Origin of the sequence: Vibrio aphrogenes (assembly GCF_002157735.2) — a bacterium.
Classification (GTDB): domain Bacteria; phylum Pseudomonadota; class Gammaproteobacteria; order Enterobacterales; family Vibrionaceae; genus Vibrio; species Vibrio aphrogenes.
The window spans coordinates 1,774,065-1,795,286 of sequence record NZ_AP018689.1; the positions used below are offsets into that span (position 1 = coordinate 1,774,065).

The 21,222-nt window shown below is 42.5% G+C and carries 16 protein-coding genes; 10 read left to right on the plus strand and 6 right to left on the minus strand.

What is annotated here, in order from left to right; genetic code table 11:
* The first annotated feature begins 35 nt into the window (after positions 1 to 35).
* The 9 genes from VCA1004_RS08100 to VCA1004_RS08140 all read left to right on the plus strand — a co-directional run bounded on the left by VCA1004_RS08100 (position 36) and on the right by VCA1004_RS08140 (position 9,878).
* Positions 36 to 1,190, plus strand: a complete 1,155-nt coding sequence (locus VCA1004_RS08100; RefSeq protein ID WP_086983261.1) for a methyltransferase — start codon at positions 36 to 38, stop codon at positions 1,188 to 1,190.
* Positions 1,191 to 1,193: 3 nt separating this feature from the next.
* Positions 1,194 to 1,769, plus strand: a complete 576-nt coding sequence (locus VCA1004_RS08105; protein ID WP_086983259.1) for a YajG family lipoprotein — start codon at positions 1,194 to 1,196, stop codon at positions 1,767 to 1,769.
* Positions 1,769 to 2,314, plus strand: a complete 546-nt coding sequence (locus VCA1004_RS08110; protein WP_086983257.1) for a peptidylprolyl isomerase — start codon at positions 1,769 to 1,771, stop codon at positions 2,312 to 2,314. Before VCA1004_RS08105 ends, VCA1004_RS08110 begins: the two co-directional genes overlap by 1 nt.
* Before the next feature lie 78 nt (positions 2,315 to 2,392).
* Complete coding sequence (locus VCA1004_RS08115; RefSeq protein WP_086983255.1) at positions 2,393 to 3,736, plus strand: AmpG family muropeptide MFS transporter; 1,344 nt, start codon at positions 2,393 to 2,395, stop codon at positions 3,734 to 3,736.
* Positions 3,737 to 4,001: 265 nt separating this feature from the next.
* Positions 4,002 to 4,817, plus strand: coding sequence for a nucleoside-specific channel-forming Tsx family protein (locus tag VCA1004_RS08120; RefSeq protein ID WP_086983254.1), 816 nt, complete (start codon positions 4,002 to 4,004; stop codon positions 4,815 to 4,817).
* A 128-nt stretch (positions 4,818 to 4,945) separates the two neighbouring features.
* On the plus strand, positions 4,946 to 5,836 hold the full coding sequence (locus VCA1004_RS08125; RefSeq protein WP_086983252.1) for a 2-dehydropantoate 2-reductase: 891 nt from the start codon (positions 4,946 to 4,948) through the stop codon (positions 5,834 to 5,836).
* A gap of 85 nt (positions 5,837 to 5,921) precedes the next feature.
* On the plus strand, positions 5,922 to 7,154 hold the full coding sequence (gene csdA, locus VCA1004_RS08130; protein WP_086983250.1) for a cysteine desulfurase CsdA: 1,233 nt from the start codon (positions 5,922 to 5,924) through the stop codon (positions 7,152 to 7,154).
* A 602-nt stretch (positions 7,155 to 7,756) separates the two neighbouring features.
* On the plus strand, positions 7,757 to 8,674 hold the full coding sequence (locus VCA1004_RS08135; protein WP_164520848.1) for a S1 family peptidase: 918 nt from the start codon (positions 7,757 to 7,759) through the stop codon (positions 8,672 to 8,674).
* A 163-nt stretch (positions 8,675 to 8,837) separates the two neighbouring features.
* Positions 8,838 to 9,878 (plus strand): hypothetical protein, encoded by a 1,041-nt coding sequence (locus VCA1004_RS08140; protein ID WP_086983246.1) that lies wholly within the window; start codon positions 8,838 to 8,840, stop codon positions 9,876 to 9,878.
* A gap of 180 nt (positions 9,879 to 10,058) precedes the next feature.
* Here the strand turns inward: VCA1004_RS08140 and csdE are convergent, their stop codons facing one another.
* The 3 genes from csdE to mltA form a co-directional block, all read right to left on the minus strand.
* Positions 10,059 to 10,481, minus strand: coding sequence for a cysteine desulfurase sulfur acceptor subunit CsdE (gene csdE / locus VCA1004_RS08145; RefSeq protein WP_086983244.1), 423 nt, complete (start codon positions 10,479 to 10,481; stop codon positions 10,059 to 10,061).
* Positions 10,482 to 10,765: 284 nt separating this feature from the next.
* Positions 10,766 to 11,584 (minus strand): tRNA cyclic N6-threonylcarbamoyladenosine(37) synthase TcdA, encoded by an 819-nt coding sequence (tcdA, locus tag VCA1004_RS08150; protein ID WP_086983242.1) that lies wholly within the window; start codon positions 11,582 to 11,584, stop codon positions 10,766 to 10,768.
* 194 nt (positions 11,585 to 11,778) lie between these two features.
* The gene (mltA, locus tag VCA1004_RS08155) at positions 11,779 to 12,858 is read right to left on the minus strand and encodes a murein transglycosylase A (RefSeq protein WP_232012644.1); all 1,080 of its coding nucleotides are present in this window, start codon (positions 12,856 to 12,858) and stop codon (positions 11,779 to 11,781) included.
* Between the two features lie 347 nt (positions 12,859 to 13,205).
* Here mltA and argA point away from each other — a divergent pair, with 347 nt between their 5' ends.
* Complete coding sequence (argA, locus tag VCA1004_RS08160) at positions 13,206 to 14,543, plus strand: amino-acid N-acetyltransferase (RefSeq protein ID WP_086983238.1); 1,338 nt, start codon at positions 13,206 to 13,208, stop codon at positions 14,541 to 14,543.
* Positions 14,544 to 14,627: 84 nt separating this feature from the next.
* Here the strand turns inward: argA and VCA1004_RS08165 are convergent, their stop codons facing one another.
* From VCA1004_RS08165 to recB, 3 genes are all read right to left on the minus strand, one after another.
* Complete coding sequence (locus tag VCA1004_RS08165; RefSeq protein ID WP_086983235.1) at positions 14,628 to 15,092, minus strand: YhcH/YjgK/YiaL family protein; 465 nt, start codon at positions 15,090 to 15,092, stop codon at positions 14,628 to 14,630.
* 62 nt (positions 15,093 to 15,154) lie between these two features.
* Positions 15,155 to 17,470 (minus strand): exodeoxyribonuclease V subunit alpha, encoded by a 2,316-nt coding sequence (recD, locus tag VCA1004_RS08170; protein WP_232012584.1) that lies wholly within the window; start codon positions 17,468 to 17,470, stop codon positions 15,155 to 15,157.
* On the minus strand, positions 17,467 to 21,132 hold the full coding sequence (gene recB, locus VCA1004_RS08175) for an exodeoxyribonuclease V subunit beta (RefSeq protein ID WP_086983233.1): 3,666 nt from the start codon (positions 21,130 to 21,132) through the stop codon (positions 17,467 to 17,469). The genes recD and recB overlap by 4 nt, the downstream gene beginning before the upstream one ends.
* Positions 21,133 to 21,222 lie beyond the last annotated feature (90 nt).

Below are 21,222 nucleotides of genomic sequence, written 5' to 3' on the forward strand. Positions count from 1 at the left end.
GACATTTCTTATGTAGCGAATATTAAAGATAAAATATGAAAACAGAATTAACTTTGCATGATCGTCGTTTACTATTGACGCGTTTTCCTAAACGAGCCAATGAAACTTTACAAGCTTGGGATGCCGGTGATGAATATCTCATCAATCATGTGGTAGACATGAATCTTCCCCAAGGTTCCAATATTTTAATTCTCAACGACAACTTTGGTGCATTATCTTGCTGGTTCTCTGAACATCACCACGTAACCATGATGAGTGATTCTTTTATCTCTCACAAAGGCACTTTAAAAAACTTACAACGTAATCGCTGCCACAAGATCCAATTTCTAAATAGTTTAGAACCAATTCCAGAACAAGTGGATTTAGTCTTAATGCAGATTCCGAAAAGTAATCGCCTACTAACTTGGCAATTAGCCCAACTTCGAGAAGCGCTTCATGAGGATGTCCAAGTTATTGGGGTCAATAAAGCCAAAGAGATCCACACCTCTACCTTGAATATCTTTGAAAAACACCTCGGCACGACCACCACTTCGTTAGCCTGGAAAAAGCACCGCTTAGTGTTTTCAAAACCAAACTGTATGCCTATTATTCCAGTTCCTGAAGAATATACTTGGAAAGTGGATAACGAAGACATCACGCTGTCTAATTATGCCAACGTGTATTCAGGAGAAAGTTTAGATCTCGGCGCTCGATTCATGCTCGAGCACATCCCAACCGATCCGGAATTAAGGCACATCATTGACCTTGGATGTGGCAATGGCGTGCTCTCTATTAAAGCAGGGCAACTCAACCCTCAAGCTCGCATCACCAGTATTGATGAAAGTTTTATGGCTGTCGCTTCTGCACGTAAGAACTTAGAAACGAATTTAGGGGCGGAACGGAATATCCAAGTGATTGCTAATAACTGTTTGGATGGCATGAAAGAGAACAGCTCTTACTTGGTACTTTGTAACCCACCTTTCCACCAAAATAATACCATCACCGACCATATTGCTTGGCAAATGTTCTGTGATGCAAAAGATGCATTGAACCATAATGGTAAATTATTGGTCGTAGGTAATCGTCACCTCGAATATCCCAAAAAACTAGCTCGGCTTTTTGGATCTCAACAAGTGACAATCGTTGCTGAAAATAATAAATTTGTCATTATTGAAGCAATCAAAAACAACGACTTAAATAAAGGACGATAAAGTATGAAAAAATGGCTCCTACTCTGCACTGCTTTGTTATTAACCGCTTGTGCCAGCGTATCTCAAAATGACTTAGTGAACCTCACGCCTTCTTCAACGCTCAGCTCAAGTAAAGTTGCCGATGGCCTAGCTTTCACACTCACGAGCCAAGATGTCCGAAATGCACAATTTATTGCGGTTATCAAACAAGAAGGCCAAGAGCAAGTTCAACCGATGCACGCTAAGCAAAATGTTCGCAAAGCGTATGAAGCCGCCGTTTACCAACAGTTTTTCTCTCAAGGTTTTACCATGACGAAAAACAGCAATAATATTGTTAACTTACAAGTCGTTGATGCTTTGGCTACCGTGACCCAATCGCCAATGAAATACGACATTGAAGGTAAAGTGACACTCAAACTGACGGCAGAAACACCAAATGGTAAGTTTGTTCGTACTTATACGGGTTCAGGCACTAAGTCCGGGTCATTTTCAGCGGATAAAGCCGATGTTGAAGAAGTCATTAACCGTGTTTCTAGCCGAGTCTTAACTACGATAGCCAAAGACACCGAGTTGACTAAGTACATGAAGAGTAATTTTTAATGAAAACGTTTTTATTTAGCTTATTAATCTTGTTCAGCAGTGCTTCTTTTGCTGCACCGACTGTCGAATTTGAAACCACATTAGGCCGCTTTACTGTCGAGCTCAATCAACAACAAGCACCGATCTCGGTAGAAAACTTCATGAAGTATGTCAATGATGGCAGCTATGTCGGTACTCAGTTCCACCGTGTTATTCCTGGCTTTATGGCTCAAGGTGGTGGCTTTGACGAGCAAATGAATGAACGCTCGTCATACTCCCCTATTCGTAATGAAGCCAGCAATGGACTTGAAAACCTAACCGCAACAGTGGCGATGGCACGGACTAGTAATCCAAACTCAGCCACCCGCCAATTTTTTATTAATTTAGCGGATAATGATTTTCTTAACTATTCACGTAACTCAGCCGGTTATGCCGTTTTTGGTAAAGTGACCAAAGGATTTGATGTTATTCGTGCCATGGCTCGCAAACCGACCCAATCAATGGGAATGATGAAAGACGTCCCAGTGACTCCGATCGTCATCACCAAAGTGACGGTCAAGCAATAACACCCATACTTTGACTTTACAGCCTTCAGCCATCTTCTACGATGGCTGAATTTTCTTTTGTACACCTAGGAGTAATACATGGCCTCTATGACTTGGAAGGCAACCATTCAAACCTACTTAGATAAACGTCTGCTGTGGGTATTCATGTTAGGTTGTTCTAGTGGCTTTCCTTGGGTATTAATCGGCTCTAACATGTCAGGTTGGTTATCCGATGCAGGATTAACTCGCTCAACCATTGGCTATTTTGGTGCGGTATTTGCTGTTTATGCCATTAACTTTTTATGGGCTCCCTTAATCGATAGAGTCAAAATCCCCCTCTTACACGCTTGGTTAGGTCAGCGTCGTAGTTGGATCTTGTTATGTCAAGCCATCATATTGGTGTGTACCTTCTTCATGGCAGGCTTGCACCCTGAAAACCATTTAATCCTCATTTCCGCTTTTGCCTTAGCCATTTCGACGGCATCTGCCACTCAAGATATCGCAATAGATGCTTTTCGTATCGACACCTTCCCCAAAAGTAATAATAGTAAGTTACCTCAAGCTTCCGCCATGGCTGTTATTGGTTGGTGGACTGGCTATTCACTTCCTGGCTATCTCGCGTTCTCCAATGCTGATGCGTATGGCTGGAATACAGTGTATTACGGTATGACCGGGGTGATTGTCTTGCTGATGATCTTTACTTTGTTAACTGGTGAGCCCACCACCCAGCGAGATCACCTGCAACAACAAGCGGAAGATCGCCATAAAAAAGTCGTTAATTCGAAAATAGCCGCTTGGTTAACAGTAACCGTCGTAGAGCCTTTCCTTGATTTCTTCCGCCGTAATGGGGTTGGTGTGGCAGTGACGCTGCTATTGTTCGTCTTTCTGTTTAAAATTGGTGAAGCCTTCCTTGGTCGAATGTCGATTGTGTTTTACAAAGAAGTGGGATTTAGTAACGAGCAAATTGGTGAATATTCAAAATTAATTGGTTGGGGCGCTACGATGCTGTTTACCTTTGTAGGCAGTATGTTTAATGTTCGATTTGGCATTGTTAAAGGGCTCATGATGGGCGGCATTGCCATGGCGAGCAGTAATTTAATGTTTGCTTGGATAGCCTCGGTCGGCCCTAATGAGCATTTATTATTAGCCACGGTTTTAGTCGATAACTTTACTACCGCCTTCTCTACCGTCGCCTTTGTGTCTTTCTTAACGGTATTGACGGGGCAAGCGTTTTCTGCGACTCAATACGCCTTATTAGCATCACTGGGCAATTTTGGCCGCACCACTCTCGCCTCGTTTAGTGGCGAATTAGTGGATACACTGAACAGTTGGCCACTCTTTTTCATTATCACTGCGCTCATGGTAATACCGAGCTTAATCATGCTGTACTCTTTACGTCATTATTTTCATAACTTACTCGAAAAAGCACGTAATCAAAACTAAGCGCTAATAGAGCCGAGCAAAAAACGCCCAAAGCAAGCGGTTGCTTTGGGCGTTTTTTATTCTCTTTTTAAATTCTTGTACAAAGATTAACAACAAGTTCCATTGTTTATTTCTTTATTGTGACAACTATCACAATGTATTTTTAATTTTGCACGTTTTATCACTTACAAGTGAGATCGAAATAGCTATTATCTGCGACGCTTTTAAAGACCACATCGATAACCGGTGTAAAAATTTTAAATTTAGATTAAAAGAGAGCCCACTCATGCGCAAAACACTTTTAGCTCTTAGTCTTGTTGCGGCATCAGCACCAGTATTAGCAGCAGACTATTCAGATGATATCCATAAGAACGACTACAAATTCGTTAACTTCAATCTGATGTATTCTGTTGGAGAAAAACCGGAAGCTAGCTCTGGCTCTAATGCTCACGATTATTTAGAAATGGAATTTGGTGGTCGTTCGGGAATTTTTGATCTATACGGTTATGTTGATGTATTTAACTTATTCAGCAATGATGACTCTGACGATACCGACAAAGCAAATGGTGAAAAAGACAAAATTTACATGAAGTTTGCACCTCGTATGTCTATCGATGCGATGACAGGTCACGATTTATCTTTTGGTCCAGTACAAGAGTTATACGTAGCAACATTATTTGAATGGGATGGTGGTCGAGATACAACTCTCGGTGTAAACACTCAAAAAGTTGGTCTAGGTTCTGACATCAATATGCCTTGGTTTGGCAAAATGGGCTTAAACCTATACGCGACTTATGATTCAAACAAAAATGATTGGAATGGTTACCAAATCTCAACTAACTGGTTCAAACCTTTCTACACCTTTGACAATGGCTCTTTCATCTCTTACCAAGGTTACATTGATTACCAATTTGGTATGAAAGATGAATATGCAACAGCATCAAATGGTGGTGCTATGTTCAACGGTTTATACTGGCATAACAAACAATTCGCTGTTGGTTATGGATTAAAAGGCTATTACAACATATACGGTATTAAAGACAGCAGTGCGCTGGAATCAACCGGTATTTCTCACTACTTTGACGTGACTTATAAGTTCTAAGTCATCCATTAGTGGGCAAATCGTCATCACTTAAATAACAATGGCGCAGATTGCATTTCAATCTGCGCCATTGTGTTTTTTGCGGTAAGCTATCCTCATCGTTCAACGCAATCATAAAAGATCGAACCATGAAAATCGCGATTATCGGCATCGGAGCCATTGGAGCGCTCTGGGCATATAAATTACAGCAAGCTGGCCACCAAGTGCTTACCATGACACGTGATAAATCGCCAACTCAATTACAAATTCAGCTTGATGATAATCCAATTCAAACTTTTTCAGCCAATGCGTTATCTCAATTAACAACCTGCGATGTTATCCTGATTACCGTTAAATCAACGCAAGTTAATCAAGCCATCGCGCCTTTATATTCCTTCATCACCGCACAAACACCACTGATTTTTTTGCACAATGGCATGGGCGCATTGGATACGTTGGGTAAACAGTGGCAACAGCATTGCCTTTACCTAGCCACCACCACCCAAGCGGCTTTTAAACCCTCATCCCAGCAAGTCAAACATACCGGTCATGGCCTGACTCTCATTGGTCGTTATCAGGCTCACCAGCCCGCCTTGTCGCAACACTTGCTCTCTCAGCTCAACTTAGCCTTACCTAGCGTGATTTGGGATGATAATATTCAAGCGGCTTTATGGAAAAAACTGGCCGTCAACTGTGTGATCAATCCAAGTACCGCCTATTATCACTGCAAAAATGGTGCGTTAACCCAAGAGCAATATCACGCTCAATTACACGCACTGATTCAAGAGTGCCATCAAGTAATGCAATTAGCAGGACCAGCCTTTCCCTTAGATGAATTACAACAATATATATATCAAGTCATTGAAGCGACGGCGGATAATTATTCCTCAATGTATCAAGATATCCAGCACCAACGTCCAACCGAGATCGATTTTATTACTGGGTTCTTACTCAAAAAAGCCAAGCAATATGATCTCCATTTGCCAACTCATAGTGCGCTGTATCAACAAATTAAGAAATTAGAAAACGATTATTCTTAAACTTCATTTTTGATAACGTTTCCGCTCTGTTTAATTTCCTCTATACTCCCTTTCCCAACCCTTGATGTTTTGTAAAAGGCTGAATATGTTATTAACTCCATCCCATTTTGATAGCGAAAGTGTCCGTCGTCAGTTTCCAGCCTTAAATAGTGATTTCCCTTTGGTCTACTTGGATAGCGCGGCAACCACTCAAAAGCCGCAATGCGTGATTGATGCCATCAACCATTATTATGCAAGCCATAATGCCAATGTACATCGTGGTAGCCATAGCTTAACCGCTCAAGCCACCAGCCAGTTTGAACAAGCACGTCAATGCGTACAAGATTTCATTGGGGCCAACTCAACTAAGGAAATCATTTGGACTCGTGGAGCAACCGAAGCGATCAACCTAGTGGCTCAAACTTATGCACGGCAAAACCTTAAGCCCGGTGATGAGATTTTAGTCGGTGAAATGGAACATCATGCCAATATCGTGCCGTGGCAAATCGTGGCGCAACAAACTGGAGCCATTGTCGTCAAAGTGCCTATGACCCAGGACTGTCAATGGGACATGGCGGCTTATCAAACTTTGCTTAATGAAAAAACCAAAATCGTGGCAGCGGCACACATGACCAATGTCACCGCGACTCGTCAACCAATTGAAGCCATCATCAAGCTTGCCCATCAAGCCGGTGCGATTGTTTTGATTGATGGTGCACAAGGGATCGTGCATGAGAAAGTAGCCGTTCAGGCATTAGATTGTGACTTTTACATTTTCTCCGGCCATAAATTGTATGCGCCAACCGGTATCGGTGTGCTGTATGGCAAACAAGCTTTGCTCGAAGCGATGCCCGTCTGGCACGGCGGTGGTAAAATGGTGGAAAAAGTCAGCTTTGAACACACCTCTTTCACCGGCTTGCCTGGTAAATTTGAAGCTGGTACTCCCAATGTAGCCGGTGCGATTGCACTGAGCGCAGCCATTCGCTGGCTCAATGATTTCGATCCACAGCAAGTGGCAGCGTATTATCATCAGCTCCATCAACAACTGGTTTCAGGTTTGCAAAGTATCGAGGGTGTGCAACTGATTGGCTTACAGCCCAACGCCAGTGTGGTGAGTTTTATTGTGGAATTAGAGGGTGAAATTATCCACCACAATGATATTGCGACGTTACTGGATCAACAAAATATCGCTGTCCGTTCCGGGCATCATTGTGCTCACCCCTTCATGGATGCGTTAGGCATTAACGGCACCGTACGTGTCTCGCTGGGAATATACAACAATGCGCACGATATCGATGCCTTCTTAAGCGCATTGAATAAAGCGCTCGATTTACTTTAACCCAACGCTTTCATTGATTGATAACAAGTAAGGTTATTCAGAACAAAAAGCTTAGTAAGAAGAATTAAGGTACTAAGAAAAATTAAGCTCGACGCATTAGCTGAATTAGTTTGAATGCAATCTGTCAGTTTCGTTTCCTCAGTGTGACTAGATCTGACCGGTTGCCCTAAGTCGGTTCAGCCCCAAAATGCGTTAGCCAGTAGCCTTGCAACGGCTACAATGATTTTCTTTTTCCATATATTTCCTCATGCTATATGTTGCTAATCCCGCATAGCTTGAAATTAGAATAATTGGGTTTTGAGTTAGAAAGCTAAATACGCATGAATCTGAAATATGGCTCTGGTTTTTGGTTAGTTTTAGGTACTGAGTAAATTCACAGTTCTTTATCACGAATTGGCTTTGGTGAACTATACGGATTATTTCCGCATTTTATGCTGAGTAAATATGAGATAAATCCTAATTTATGAATAAATTTAGTAATTTAACTGGTTGAATGAAAAAACGAATGGAATGATAGATGGAAAGACTATATGGATTTTTTCCGTCTATTAAATTGTTAGGCTTCAGTCATATTTTCTCTCAAGTTAAATAAGGTCAGGCAAGTGCATAGAGTTGTCATTACAGAAAAAAACACAGAACTAAAAAACCTTGAACTCAAATGGGGGCGTCCTGCGTTTACAGCAGATGACGGGTTAGGTTCCTTAGATAATTTATATCAAGCTAGTGATGCGATTGTTTCTATTGCAGGTTACTTTGATGGTAAGTTGAAAAGCATAGGCAGTGGGATTATCGTGGGACCAGGGCTAGTACTTACTGCCTCTCATGTGTTTGACGAATTTCCGAGAACGGGATCTGGTCCTGTTTTACTTTCATTTTTGCCAGAGAATAAAGCTCGAGCTTGGTTACCTACTTCGACAGTTACTTGTTCCGGACCTAGCTCATACAGTCCATGGGATCCTAATTCAAAAAAAGTATCCGATCTTACTATAGTGTCATGCAACCTTAACTCAGAAGCTCATGTTGAGTATCCATTATCACTAGTACCGATGGAACTATGTCTTCCATTAATAGGGACAAGGTTATGGGCAGTTGGCTTTCGAGATGGCGAAATTGGAGAGGACGTTGCTTCGGTGAGCCCCCTGCTTGCTTCAGGACTAGTTACAAACTGCTTCCCCCATGGTAGAGGCGAAAGAATGCCATCGCCATGTGTTGAAGTTGATATGGAAACTTTAGGGGGGATGAGTGGTGGTCCCGTTTTTAATGAAGAAGGGCACGTTGTGGGGATAGTTTCATCATCATTTGAAGGTGGTCCTTCATACGTCACTCTTGTTTGGGACGCATTAAGGCTTTCAGTTGAAGGCTTACCTAGTGAGATTTGGAAAGGAAACTATGCTGGAATTCTTGAGGGCATGGAGCAAGGTATAGTAAGGGTTAGAGGGAAGTTTAAGGCTGACTCAGAGAGAAATATAACGCTGACATTATCTGATAATGAAATGGAACATTTGATGGAAAATGGATAACGCAGATTACAAGCATTTAAGAGTGATTCCCAACGCTTGGAATTTTTCATTCCATCGTCGGGCTTCGTGTTTATGGTGGTCTGGTTAAGTTTCGTAGTAGCGTTGCTCACACCTTAATGCGGCGTTATATGCTTTATGGAGCAATGAATAATGAGAAATATAAATGACAGAAAAAACAAGTGAAAGTACAGTTCAGGTTCAACATATACAAGGAAACGTCAGTTCATCAATTAGTGGTAACGTCAACCGAACGTTAGCTTCGCGTCCCATGATTCTAATTGGTACGATGTTGATAGTAGTATCAACGTTTTCACTTTTTGGTCTAGGCTCAATTCGTGAAATTTCTCAATTTCATCAACTAATGGGTATTGGACTAACAGCTTTAGGTGTCGCATTGGTTGTTTTTGACGAGTTGTTCGTAAAAAACTCAACATCGTCTCTATCTACCAATCGAATGATGCAACGAAAGCTAGCTCAACTTGAGATTGAAATTGCTAAAGAAAAAAGCAGAACAAATGAAGAAAGTATTTCAGCAGAAGATTATAAAAACGTATTAAATGAAGTTAAATCAGATGTAAATGAGAAACTGACATCAGATTTAATTAGCAGTTTTAAAGCTGAAGTTAATTCGTATGACGCTTTCGAGCAGACACAGAAGGCAAGCTATCAGTTTAGAGCGCGTGTAGAAAGTGAAATTCGAACGTTATCTAGTCGAGCAAATGTTAATTTGTTCATTGGTAGTGTGACGACAGTTTTAGGAATTAGCGTACTCGCATACATGTTAGTCGTTGGTGGCTTTGTATATGATGCAGATAATTCTATGACTGGCAATATATTAACGGATTACATTTTATACTACATACCAAGACTTTCAGTTGTTCTATTTATTGAAGTATTTTCATACTTTTTCCTTCGTTTATATCGTGCAAACCTGAACGATATGAAGTACTTTCAGAACGAACTTACTAACATAGAGAGTAAGTTGACCGCCTTAAATATAGCAGTACATGGTGACGATAATGCTTTAAAAGCAAAGGTGGTTGAAAGCCTGTTAGCGACAGAACGCAATTTTGTGCTTAAAAAAGGTGAAACAACCATTGATTTAGAAGTAAGTAAAATGGAGGCTCAAAAGTCAGCTGAAACCACAAGAATACTTCAGACTGCACTCAAAGAAACACGTACGCTTTTAAGATCACGTAAGTAACGCATATAGCAAACGTTCAAGGCTTCAACATACTTTTCCTAATCTGACAGAACCTTTTTAGAGCATCAGGTCTAACAAGGTTTTGTCCAATTGTGAGTTACGATACCAGCAGGCCGACTTTGTACGATCTAGTCGTGACTAACTAGTGGATGTGTAAGATCGAGTATGAGTTACGACGCATTAACCCTTAGCTTGGGCCGCTTGTTTAATTTGTTCCACAATCGCTTTAAGCCCATTGCCACGGGATGGGCTTAAATGATTAATTAAACCTAATTGATCAAAATAGGCTTGCTCATCAAATTCACAAATCGCTTGAGTCGACTGCCCTTCAAAGGCCGCAAGTACCAATGCAATTAAACCGCGCACAATTCTCGCATCAGAATCGGCTTGAAAGTGCCACTGCATGCCATCAAATTCCGACACCAACCACACCTTACTTTCACAACCGGAGACCAATAATTGCTCCTGCTTTAAGGCTTCACCCATTTTCGGCAGTTGTTTCCCCCACATGATCACCTGACGATAACGCTCCTCCCAGCTTGTAAAGCTAGACATTGTCTCGATGATAGTTTGCGCTGTGATGGTATTACCAAATGGATGCATAAATTCAATCTCGTATTAAAAGTACCGTCATTCCAAAAGTGAGGCATAAACGGTTTAGAATCTCCTACACCACTTTGAGTATCAATAAGAGGTAGGAGATCCTGAACTGCGCTTGTTCATCGCTTTTCAGGGTGACGGATAAATATTGTTTTTTATGATTAGGTTCAATTTCCCTAGCGCTTTAGCTCTTTCAAGCCACGAGCAGCAAAGCGCCCAAGCTTATGAGTTACGCGCCCTAGGAACTAGGAACTAGGAACTAGGAACTAGGAACTAGGAACTAGGAACTAGGAACTAGGAACTAGCTTATACTTCTGAATCAACTTCTCAACAATACGTGAAACTGCAACAAACCCAAAGGTCGCTGTCACGACCGTTGCCGCACCAAACCCACTCGCACAATCCATTCTCTTCGGCCCTTCTGCCGTCGCTTTTACGCCACACACTGAACCATCCGCTTGCGGATATTTAAGTTGTTCAGTTGAAAATACGCAATCGATGCCAAATTTACGTTGCGGATTTTTACTAAAGTTATGATGACGACGTAAGGTGTCTTTTAACTTTTTCGCTAAAGGGTCTTGAATCGTTTTGGTTAAATCGGCAATTTGAATTTGGGTTGGATCAGTTTGTCCCCCCGCTCCGCCGGTCGTGATCACTTTGATTTTATTACTGCGACAATAGGCTAATAAGGCGGCTTTCGGCTTAATGCTATCAATGGCATCCAACACGTAATCAAACTCTTTGCTGATGTACTCGCGCACATTGTCAGGGGTAATAAAATCATCAATCAAATTGACCTTACAGTCTGGATTGATTAGCGCAACACGTTCGGCCATCACTTCAATTTTGCTTTGTCCGACCGTACCGTTTAAGGCATGAATTTGACGGTTGATATTGGTCACGCACACATCATCCATATCGATTAAGGTTAACTCACCGATCCCGGTACGTGCTAACGCCTCAACGGCCCATGAGCCCACGCCACCGATCCCAACGACACACACGTGAGCTGAACGTAATATATCGACTTCATTATGACCATATAAGCGACGGGTGCCACCAAAGCGTTGATCATAATTGTCTGATGCTGGGGGAAGTGTTTTCATGAAAAGCCTTATTTACCGCAAAATCAAAAGAGGCGCATTATAGTAGATTAGGCCTCTAGTTCCTAGTTGCTAGGCTTGCTTCGCTGCTAGAAAGAGCAAAACCCTTCTCGAACCAACTAGCCACGAGATATGCTTTTACTTCTTCTAGAAACTAGGGACCAGGAACTAGGAGCTAGGGATCTACGCTCTTAAATCTAATTCCCCGGTATCTGTAATGGTGGCGCTGTTAAATCTAACTTCCACACTCGGCCAAAGTGGCGATAGTGACCCGCAGCAATCCCAGCTCGTGCCCCCATGCCATGATACAAATCTAAATGACCACCTTTCACTGCGCCGCCGGTATCTAACACAATCAGCAACTTCAACACATGAACGCCTGTCCATTTACCATGGGCATCCAATAATGGGACTTCAGCAAGAATGGGGGTTCCCATTGGAAAGAGGCTACGATCAGCGGCAACTGAAGCCATTGGCAATAGTGGAATGCCAGCAGACCCCACCACTTCAGCGCCGGGTTGATGTTGAAAGAACACATAAGATGGGTTTTGCTCAAGCAATTCTTTGACTGTAGCAGGATCATTTTCGGCCACCCACTCTTTAATCGCTTTCATCGACATGTCTTCTTTCGCAACCAAACCTCGCTCAATCAAGATACGGCCAATACTGACATAAGGTTGATTATTTTTTCCGGCATAAGCGAAATAGTCGAGCTCATCATTATCGGCATAATGAACAAAGCCGCTGCCTTGAACTTCCATTAAAAATGGATCGATCCGATTGGAAGCATAACCTAGCTCTAACCCTTTACCTTTGAGCGCACCATCATAAATTTGAGCTCGGGTCGGGCAAACAGAGCCACATTCCGGCTTGGCATAAACTGGGTATTTGAATAAATGATCTGGGGTATGTCGCATTTCAATCACTGGCGAGAAATAGCCGGTAAATAAAATATTACCTTTTTTATCCGCTCCTGCCAGTTGCTCAACATTGACCCCATATTTGGCTAATTCTTGAGGATCGCCGCTTTCTTGAGCCCAGACATTTAATTGTGCGTATAAATTTTGATATTTGGCTTTTAAAGAGGGTGACTTCATTTCTACTTTTTTCGCTTGAGCGGCAAAAGTTTCAAAATCTCGAGGAGCTTCACTTTCAATCTGATCAGTACGCTCCAAGGTTGTTTCTAACTTACCATCCAGATATTGCTGACCTCGTTCGGTAGGCTGAGCACAACCAAATAAAATTAATACCGAGGCACACGTCAGCGTACGAGTCAAAAATGGCTTTACTGACTGAGAAGGAAAAGAGCAAATTGAGGCAGGTAAAGCGAGAAAATTAAACACAAAAATCATCCAATAACAAAAATAACAACAGGAGGCAGAATGACAAAAATAGGCTTGTCACACAAGTAATAAACAATGCTTTGATACAAATTAGCGTTACAGTCCAGCCGACCACAATAGCGAAATAAAAAGCCAGTTTGTCAGGGGGTCAACAAAATATCCCGCCATTGTTTTTTAAACGCTCATAATGAACTGACTAAAAAACCATTGCTAATGATTGAATTTTTAGTCATTATTTTAACATAAAAACCCATATAAATTTATTCCAAGGAAAGGATATTGTGAAATTGCGCAGTACAGCTCTGGTTAAAGGTTTTAGACAATCCGCCCCCTACGTTAATGCTCATCGTGGTAAAACCATGGTCATTATGCTCGGCGGTGAAGTCTTTACCGACCCTAACTTTGACAACATCATCAATGACATTGCGCTGCTGCATAGCTTAGGGGTACGCATCGTCTTGGTGTATGGTGCCAGACCACAAATCAATGATAGCCTTCAGAGCAACCATTGCGAGTCGCATTACCACAAAGGGATTCGCGTCACCAATGAATCGGCTCTCAATCTGGCAATGCAAGCCGCAGGTCGCCTACAATTAGCGCTCACTGCACGCTTATCCATGAGCTTAAATAACACCCCAATGCAAGGGACTCAACTTAACGTTGTTAGTGGTAATTTCATTATTGCACAGCCACTTGGTGTCGATGATGGGGTTGATTATTGTCATAGTGGCAAAGTACGTCGAATTGATAGTGAAGCAATCAGTCGTATGTTAGATATGGGGTCCATTGTGGTCGTAGGCCCGATTGCCAGTTCGGTCACCGGTGAAAGCTTTAACCTAATGTATGAAGATGTGGCAACCCAAACTGCCATTCGTTTAAAAGCTTATAAACTGATCGGCTTTTGTTCAGAGCAAGGGATTTTATATGACGATGGTCGGGTGATTCCGGAACTTTTTCCGACCTGCGCCGAAAAACTCTTACGACAAATCGAACAAAATCAAAATACCGAAAATGGCTATACCAGTGGGACTTATCGATTTTTGCGCGGAGCACTTACTGCCTGTCGTGCGGGAGTACCTCGCTGTCATTTAGTCAGCTACAAAGAAGACGGGGCATTATTACAAGAATTGTTCTCTTTCGATGGTATCGGCACCCAAGTGGTGATGGCCAGCGCCGAACAAACTCGACATGCGGAAATTCATGACATCGGCGGCATTTTGGATCTTATCCAACCATTAGAAGAACAAGGTATTTTAGTACGCCGCTCTCGTGAACAGTTAGAACAAGAGATCCATCAATTCACCATTATTGAAAAAGATCGTTTGGTGATTGGTTGTGCCGCCTTGTATCCATATCTGGAGGATAAAATGGCCGAAATGGCCTGTGTAGCAATCCATCCAGATTATCGCGATGGTGACCGAGGTGTATTACTGCTTGAACACATGCGCCAAAAAGCCAAAACCATGGGGATCACTCAATTATTTGTTCTCACAACTCACAGCTTACACTGGTTTAGAGAACAAGGTTTTGAAGAAGTCGGCGTGGATTCTCTGCCAATGGAGAAGCGAGGGTTGTATAACTATCAACGTAAATCGAAAATATTAGTGTTAAAGGTATAAACGTATCTCGGTTTCTCGTAGCTCGTTACTCGAATGTTAACTGAAATCATCGAGCAACGAGTCACGTTTTTTCCGAGAAACGAATTAAATCAAATCCCTATGCACCTTAACCACCGCCTTTCTTACCTGCATTGGCTCACGAGTTGCACATTGTGGTCGATGCGCTTCACCTGGATAAAAAATAATGAAATCTCCGGCTCGTAATGAAATAAAGCTCTCGTTCCCTACCTCATTAAACAATAAAACATCATTCTCATATTCAGGTTTATCCAATAACGCTTGCGGCGTTTCAATTGAATAACCAAAGGTTTCTTCACCATCTAAAATGATTTGAATATCAAGATAGTCTCGATGAATTTCTGTTTTGCGGCTTTCAATGTATTCAGTTTCTGGTGTCATTAAAAAACAAAATACCTTATCTCCATCAATCTCATAGCGACCATTTTCTTGATTCTGTTGTGCGATAGTAATGGCTTGTTGAATGTAGCCAATAAAAGATTCAGGAAGAATAGAGCTCCATTGCAAGCGTTCTATATTGCCAAAAAACATACTTCACCTTTTGTATTATTTATTCTTACTCTATGAATATAGAAGAACGTAATTTAATTCTGTTACTTAGATAACAACTTTTGACTTAATCCGCTATGGCGTAAGGTTTTCACTCTTACCCCTTGAGCTAAAATATTCGTATTAACGAACATATCCAATCGTTCTTTCGCGCGAGTCACTCCGGTATAAATCAGCTCGCGAGTTAAAATAGGGTTCATTTGATTGGGCAGTACCATCACGGTATGACTAAATTCACTTCCTTGCGACTTATGAATGGTCATGGCAAACGCCAGTTCATGTTTAGGGACGCGGCTAGGTAACACACCTTTTATTCGACCATCAGGCATTTCAAAATACACTCTTAACCTTGGTATGGCCTCACTTTCATCCAATAAACAGATCCCAATATCACCATTATGCAAACCTTGAGCACTATCATTTTGCGTCACCATAATGGGACGCCCAATATACCAAGCTTCTCCTTCTTTGATGGTGACACATTTTTGCTGTGCTAACCCTTGCTCAATTAATCCATTCATGCGCTCAACACCAAACTCCCCCTCTCGCACCGCACATAATAACCGAGCGTGAGAAAAGGCATTTAAAATGGTGCGTGCTTTTTGCTCCATTTCCGTTTTGCTTGGCGTAACCGGCTCGGCAAATAAATCCCCTTGTAACGCACCATCAACAGAATGTAGGGGCTGATGCAGACCTTCACAATACGCTTGATAAGCTTGGTGCATCATCACACAAATAGCGCTTTGTGCTTCTTGAACGGATAACGCATTGTCATTAACTTGCGACGCTAAACGAGCTTGAACTTCATGTTTTCTTATATCACTAAACCCTTGTTGCCAAACCTTTTCGACTAGGTGTTCATTGCCAGAGTTAATGGCTTTGGCTAATTGACCAACGCCCGAACGTGCATGAAAACGGTAACTTTTTTGTAGCATACAGAGGCTATCGGAAACCAAATTAGCCGATGAGCTGGCCGGTAACGTCGCAAACCCTGTCAACTCGGTTAAACGCTGATGCAATTCACTTTGATAGCCAACAGACGCAAACTGGCATAAATCGCCTAAAATAGCGCCCGCTTCAACCGAAGCCAATTGATCTTTATCGCCTAATAAAATTAAACGCGCATGAGCCGGCAAAGCTTGCAACAATCGATACATCATGGGTAAGTCGACCATTGAGGCTTCATCTACCACCAAAATATCCAAGTGAAGTGGATTCGCTCGGTTATATTTGTACTCGACAGTATTTGGCCTTGCCCCCAACAAGCGGTGAATGGTACTGGATTGAGCAGGAATCGCCGCTTTAATTTGTTCAGTGACTGGCAATTGAGCGATCGCTAAACCTATGGATTCCGTTAAGCGTGCGGCGGCTTTGCCGGTTGGTGCCACCAGCTTAATAATAGGCGCGCCAATCCCATTTTCGCTGTGCAATGAAGGTTGTGCTTGTACTATTAGTGCTGCTAATAATTTGGCAACTGTGGTGGTTTTACCGGTTCCAGGACCACCCGAAATCACTGCAAACTGACGAGTTAACGCCAGCGAAGCGGCCACTTTTTGCCAATTTAAACATACAGAATTCGGCACTAATGAATCTAAAGTTGTTAAATCCGTGAGCGATTTCGACTTCACTAAACACTCATCAATGCGTGTCCAATCTAGCGATTCGGTTTCCACCACATCGAGCATTTCGCACACTAAGCGCTGACGTAAAGCCAAACTATCTTGCTTACCCGTTTGGAGCTCTCGCCAAAGATACGAATAATCACGTGCAAATAAATCATTGAGTGTTTGCTTGGCAAGCGATAAAGCAGCCGATGATTGCGACAAGGTATTGGCTCTTTCCATTAAGCCGTGCGCCACTTGTTGCTCGTAATACCAATAACGAGTTAAATACAAGCGGTTACCTTCAATCATCATAGGTACGGCTTGTAACCCTTGAGCTGAAGTAGCCAGCCTTATAATCGCATCGGATCGGTTGGCATAATCCGTCATAAGGGATAACCAATCTTGCTGTGACCAAGTATCAACCAAGGCGCCGTATTGCTCTAGCCATTCTGGATGTTGGCGAAACACAAAGGCTAGCGATAAACTTTTGGCTACGTCTAATTCATCTAACAATAAACAAATATGCCCACGACCAAATTCTGCACTCACCAAGCAAGCTAATAACGCCAAATGCTCAGCCTCATTTTTTGTCATCGATTGCGTCGCGTGTGAAGAAGTGATGATTTGCTGATAGATAAATAGCGCAAATTGCGCATCAATGGCACGTAAAATGCCAAGCTTTTCTAAGCCCATAATCAAGCTTAACGTTTCACTATCATCCCATGAATGGCTGGTGTTGGTCAGCGTATTCATCATACCAACTCCCCTTCTAATAATTGGTCAAATTGCTGCAACAAGGTTTGGCTTGGCTTAGCTTGAAAGATGCCATATTGTTGACCCACTTCCACTTGTGACTCGTCATCCTCGGCAAAGCCACGTAAAAACAGATAATACACACCACCAAAATGTTGCTGATAATCGTAATCGGCTAATCGACTTTGTAGAAAACGATGCAAGGCTAAAGCATAAATTTGGTATTGAAAATCATAACGATGCTCTAGCATAGCTTGGCGTAATTTCTCGGGATGATAATCCTCAACTGAGTCACCTAGATGATTTGATTTCCAGTCTAAAATGTAATATTTACCTTGGTGTTCAAACACTAAATCGATAAAGCCTTTCAACATGCCTTTCACATTATAAAAGCGAAGATCATCGGCCAATTGTGAGAGCTCATCATGGGTTTTAACCATTGTATTTAATTGACTCGCCAATAACGATTTCACCGGCAATAAAAATTCCATTTCCACCAAACGTTGCGTTGGGCCTTTGTCCGCTAAACGTAAATTTTGTCCATCTAACGGCGTGTTCATCACTCGGCTCACCATCGCTTCAATCGCCGGTAACCATTGCAGATCATATTGTTCACGCTGTAATAAGTCGGTGATAATTTGGCGATTACTCTCACTGCTCGCCGGCTCGGTAAATTCAATTTGTTCAAACACGGTATGTAAAAATGTCCCGGGACGTGCGCCACGTGGAAACTCAAACATCGACCATGGATTCCGTTCAGCCGCCTCTACTTGCTCAAGATCATCAGATTCAATCAATGTATTGGTGGTTAATGATGAGTCCAAGGCGTCTGAATCTAACGGTTTATCCACATCGACCGCAGCATCAAAAATAGATTGTAGAGAATGACCATGATGAGATTGCTTAACCAAACTTGAGTAGCTGGTCATGCGCCAATCTCGATCAATGTGCGCCGATAAGGTTTGCGCGCTCAACTCTGGTCTTGATTCAATATTAGGCAGATATCGAGCACTAGGTTGTGCTGGGATCGGCATCATTTCTACCGATGATGCATGAGCACTCAATTGCTGACACGCCGTTTGTAGAGCGGCGCTCGGTTGCGCTTGATGGTGCTGTAAAATGGCACCAATCGCACTTAAATGCGCGGTCGATTCGTCTTTTTTACTATTGCCTTTTTTCAACGGAGCTAAACCGATAACGCACCCATAAACGGCTCGCGTTAATGCCACGTACAACAAACGCAAATCTTCAGCTAAACGTTCTTTTTCTGCCAAAGCCAAGCCTTCTTCTGGCTTTGATAAATCTAAAATAGTTTGCTGTTGCGCCGTTTGAGCGCCTTGGCTTTTGAGGTTGTATTTCGCCACTTTTGCCGCTTTAAAATTATTGGCAAACGGCAAGAAAACGAGGTCATATTCCAACCCTTTGGATTTATGAATCGTGATGATTTGCACCAAATTACGCTCAGATTCTAAACGCTGGGTTTGCTCATTAATTTCCCCATCGTGCTGGTCAATATTATCAGCCAGCCAACGAATGAGTGCGTTTTCCCCCTCCAAAGATAAGCTCGCCTGTTGCAATAATTCCGATAAATGCAAGAAGTCGGTGACTTTACGTTCTCCTTCTGTTTCGGATAACCAACGCTGCGCAATCTGGCGCTGACTCATCACCGCTCGAATCATCGGCAACACACCGCGCTGCAACCATAATTGATGATATTGTTCAAACTCATTGGCGACATTTTCCCAAGCATTTTCATCATGGTTAAACTCGTCAAGTTGCTGCATATTTAGGGCAAACAGGTCACTAGCTAAAATCGCGCGTAACGCCGATTCATCCGTTGGATTGGCACACGCCATCAACAAACGTAAGACATCTTCCGCGATATCACTGTCAAAAACACTATCCCGATTAGATAAGTAAACACTGGCAATCCCTTGTTCAGCTAAAGCCTGTTTGATCAATTTGCCTTCTCGCCCAGTCCGCACCAACACTGCAATATCACTGGCCTCAATAGGATGAGCTTGACCTTTTTTATCCATAAAGTGCGCTTGATTATTTTGCGCAGCCGTTAAAATATGGTGAATTTGATAAGCGGTTTGACGAGCCATAACCTGGTTGTAATCTTGCGTCGCTACCGGTCCAGCATGCTCATTTTGATGACACCACAACCCAATGGCCGGTTGTTTTTTTCCATCAATCAACCAATGCATTTTTTCCGCTTTCGGGCTGGCTTTTACTGAGATAAAAGGAATATCGTCATCGTACAAAAAGGGGCGAGAATCAAAGGTAAAAATGCCATTCACCCCTTGGATAACCGCTTCACTAGAGCGCCAGTTGGTCTCTAAGGTGTAATGCTCCGTCACTTCATTACGCGCCTGAATATAGGTAAAAATATCCGCCCCCCGAAAGCCATAAATCGCCTGTTTCGGGTCGCCAATCATAAACCAGCCGGTTTGAGGTTGATGCAAATAGATCTCACGGAATATATGGTATTGCTGCGGGTCGGTATCTTGAAACTCATCGATCATCGCTACCGGATATAAACTGCGAATACGCTCGGTCAACAAACCGTCTTGATCTTGAATAATCGCTTGCTCTAATTGACTCAGTAGGTCATCAAACGACAATTGAGCTTGGCGCTGTTTGGCTTGTGCTAATAATTGCCGACAACCTTGAATCGCTTGGTATTTAAAGATCAAATCAAATTCAGGCTGATTATCCAATAGCTCATCAATAGCCACAAAAGCCGGGTGCTGGGCGATAGGACCTTTTTTGGTATCGGTTACGGTATTTAAGGTACTTTGTGCAAAACGGATCAATTTATCGCACACATTACCGTCACCAGTATTGTTCTCTGCCCACTGATGGATTTCATCTAACCATGCTGGTAAGCGGGTTTTATTATAAGGATTACGTTTGATACCAGAGTCATCAATCAAAGTGAACATCGTGTTGCGGTCTTGATTCCACAATGTTTTTACTTTTTCAATTCGCTCAAGATGTTGTTGATAAGCGGCAACTAAATCTATCTTCAAATTGATAGCAGGAAAACTCAACGCTGGCCCTGAAAGATAAGTACCAATTTCATTTAATAGTTGTTCTGGGGTTGCCCATAACGATTGAATTTGCGCGGCGAGAACCCTTGGTAAAGGATAAAAATGACGGCGCCAATAATCATTCACGACTTGTCGTTTCAGTTGGCTTTCATCCGTAATAAATTCATTTTGAAAGCGGCTGCCTGACTCAAAAGCATTTTGCGTAAGCATTCGCTGACAAAAACCGTGAATGGTAAAGATGGCGGCTTCATCCATTTGGCGCTCAGCTTGCAATAAGGTTTCAATGGCAAATTGTCGATTAGTGATCTCGGCCAAGAGCGGCTGCAATATCGGATCGTCGGTGGTATTACGAGCAAACGCAATTCTCGCTTCATGTATCCGCTGACGGATCCGTCCACGCAATTCGGCGGTTGCGGCCTCGGTAAAGGTCACCACGAGAATTTGATCGACCGTTAACGGCATCGCATGAGCCGCCCCATCTTTGCCATGACCAAGCAACAAACGTAAATACAACGCAGCAATGGTGAAGGTTTTCCCCGTCCCGGCGGATGCTTCAATTAAGCGAGCCCCATGAAGCGGAAAAGTCATACTGTTTAATGATTGCGCCATCAATCTCATCCAAATCTAAAATGAATTTATCGGTATTTTTTCGTGAGCACATTCTCACTTTGCGTAACCCTGGGTTATTTCCGGCCATGA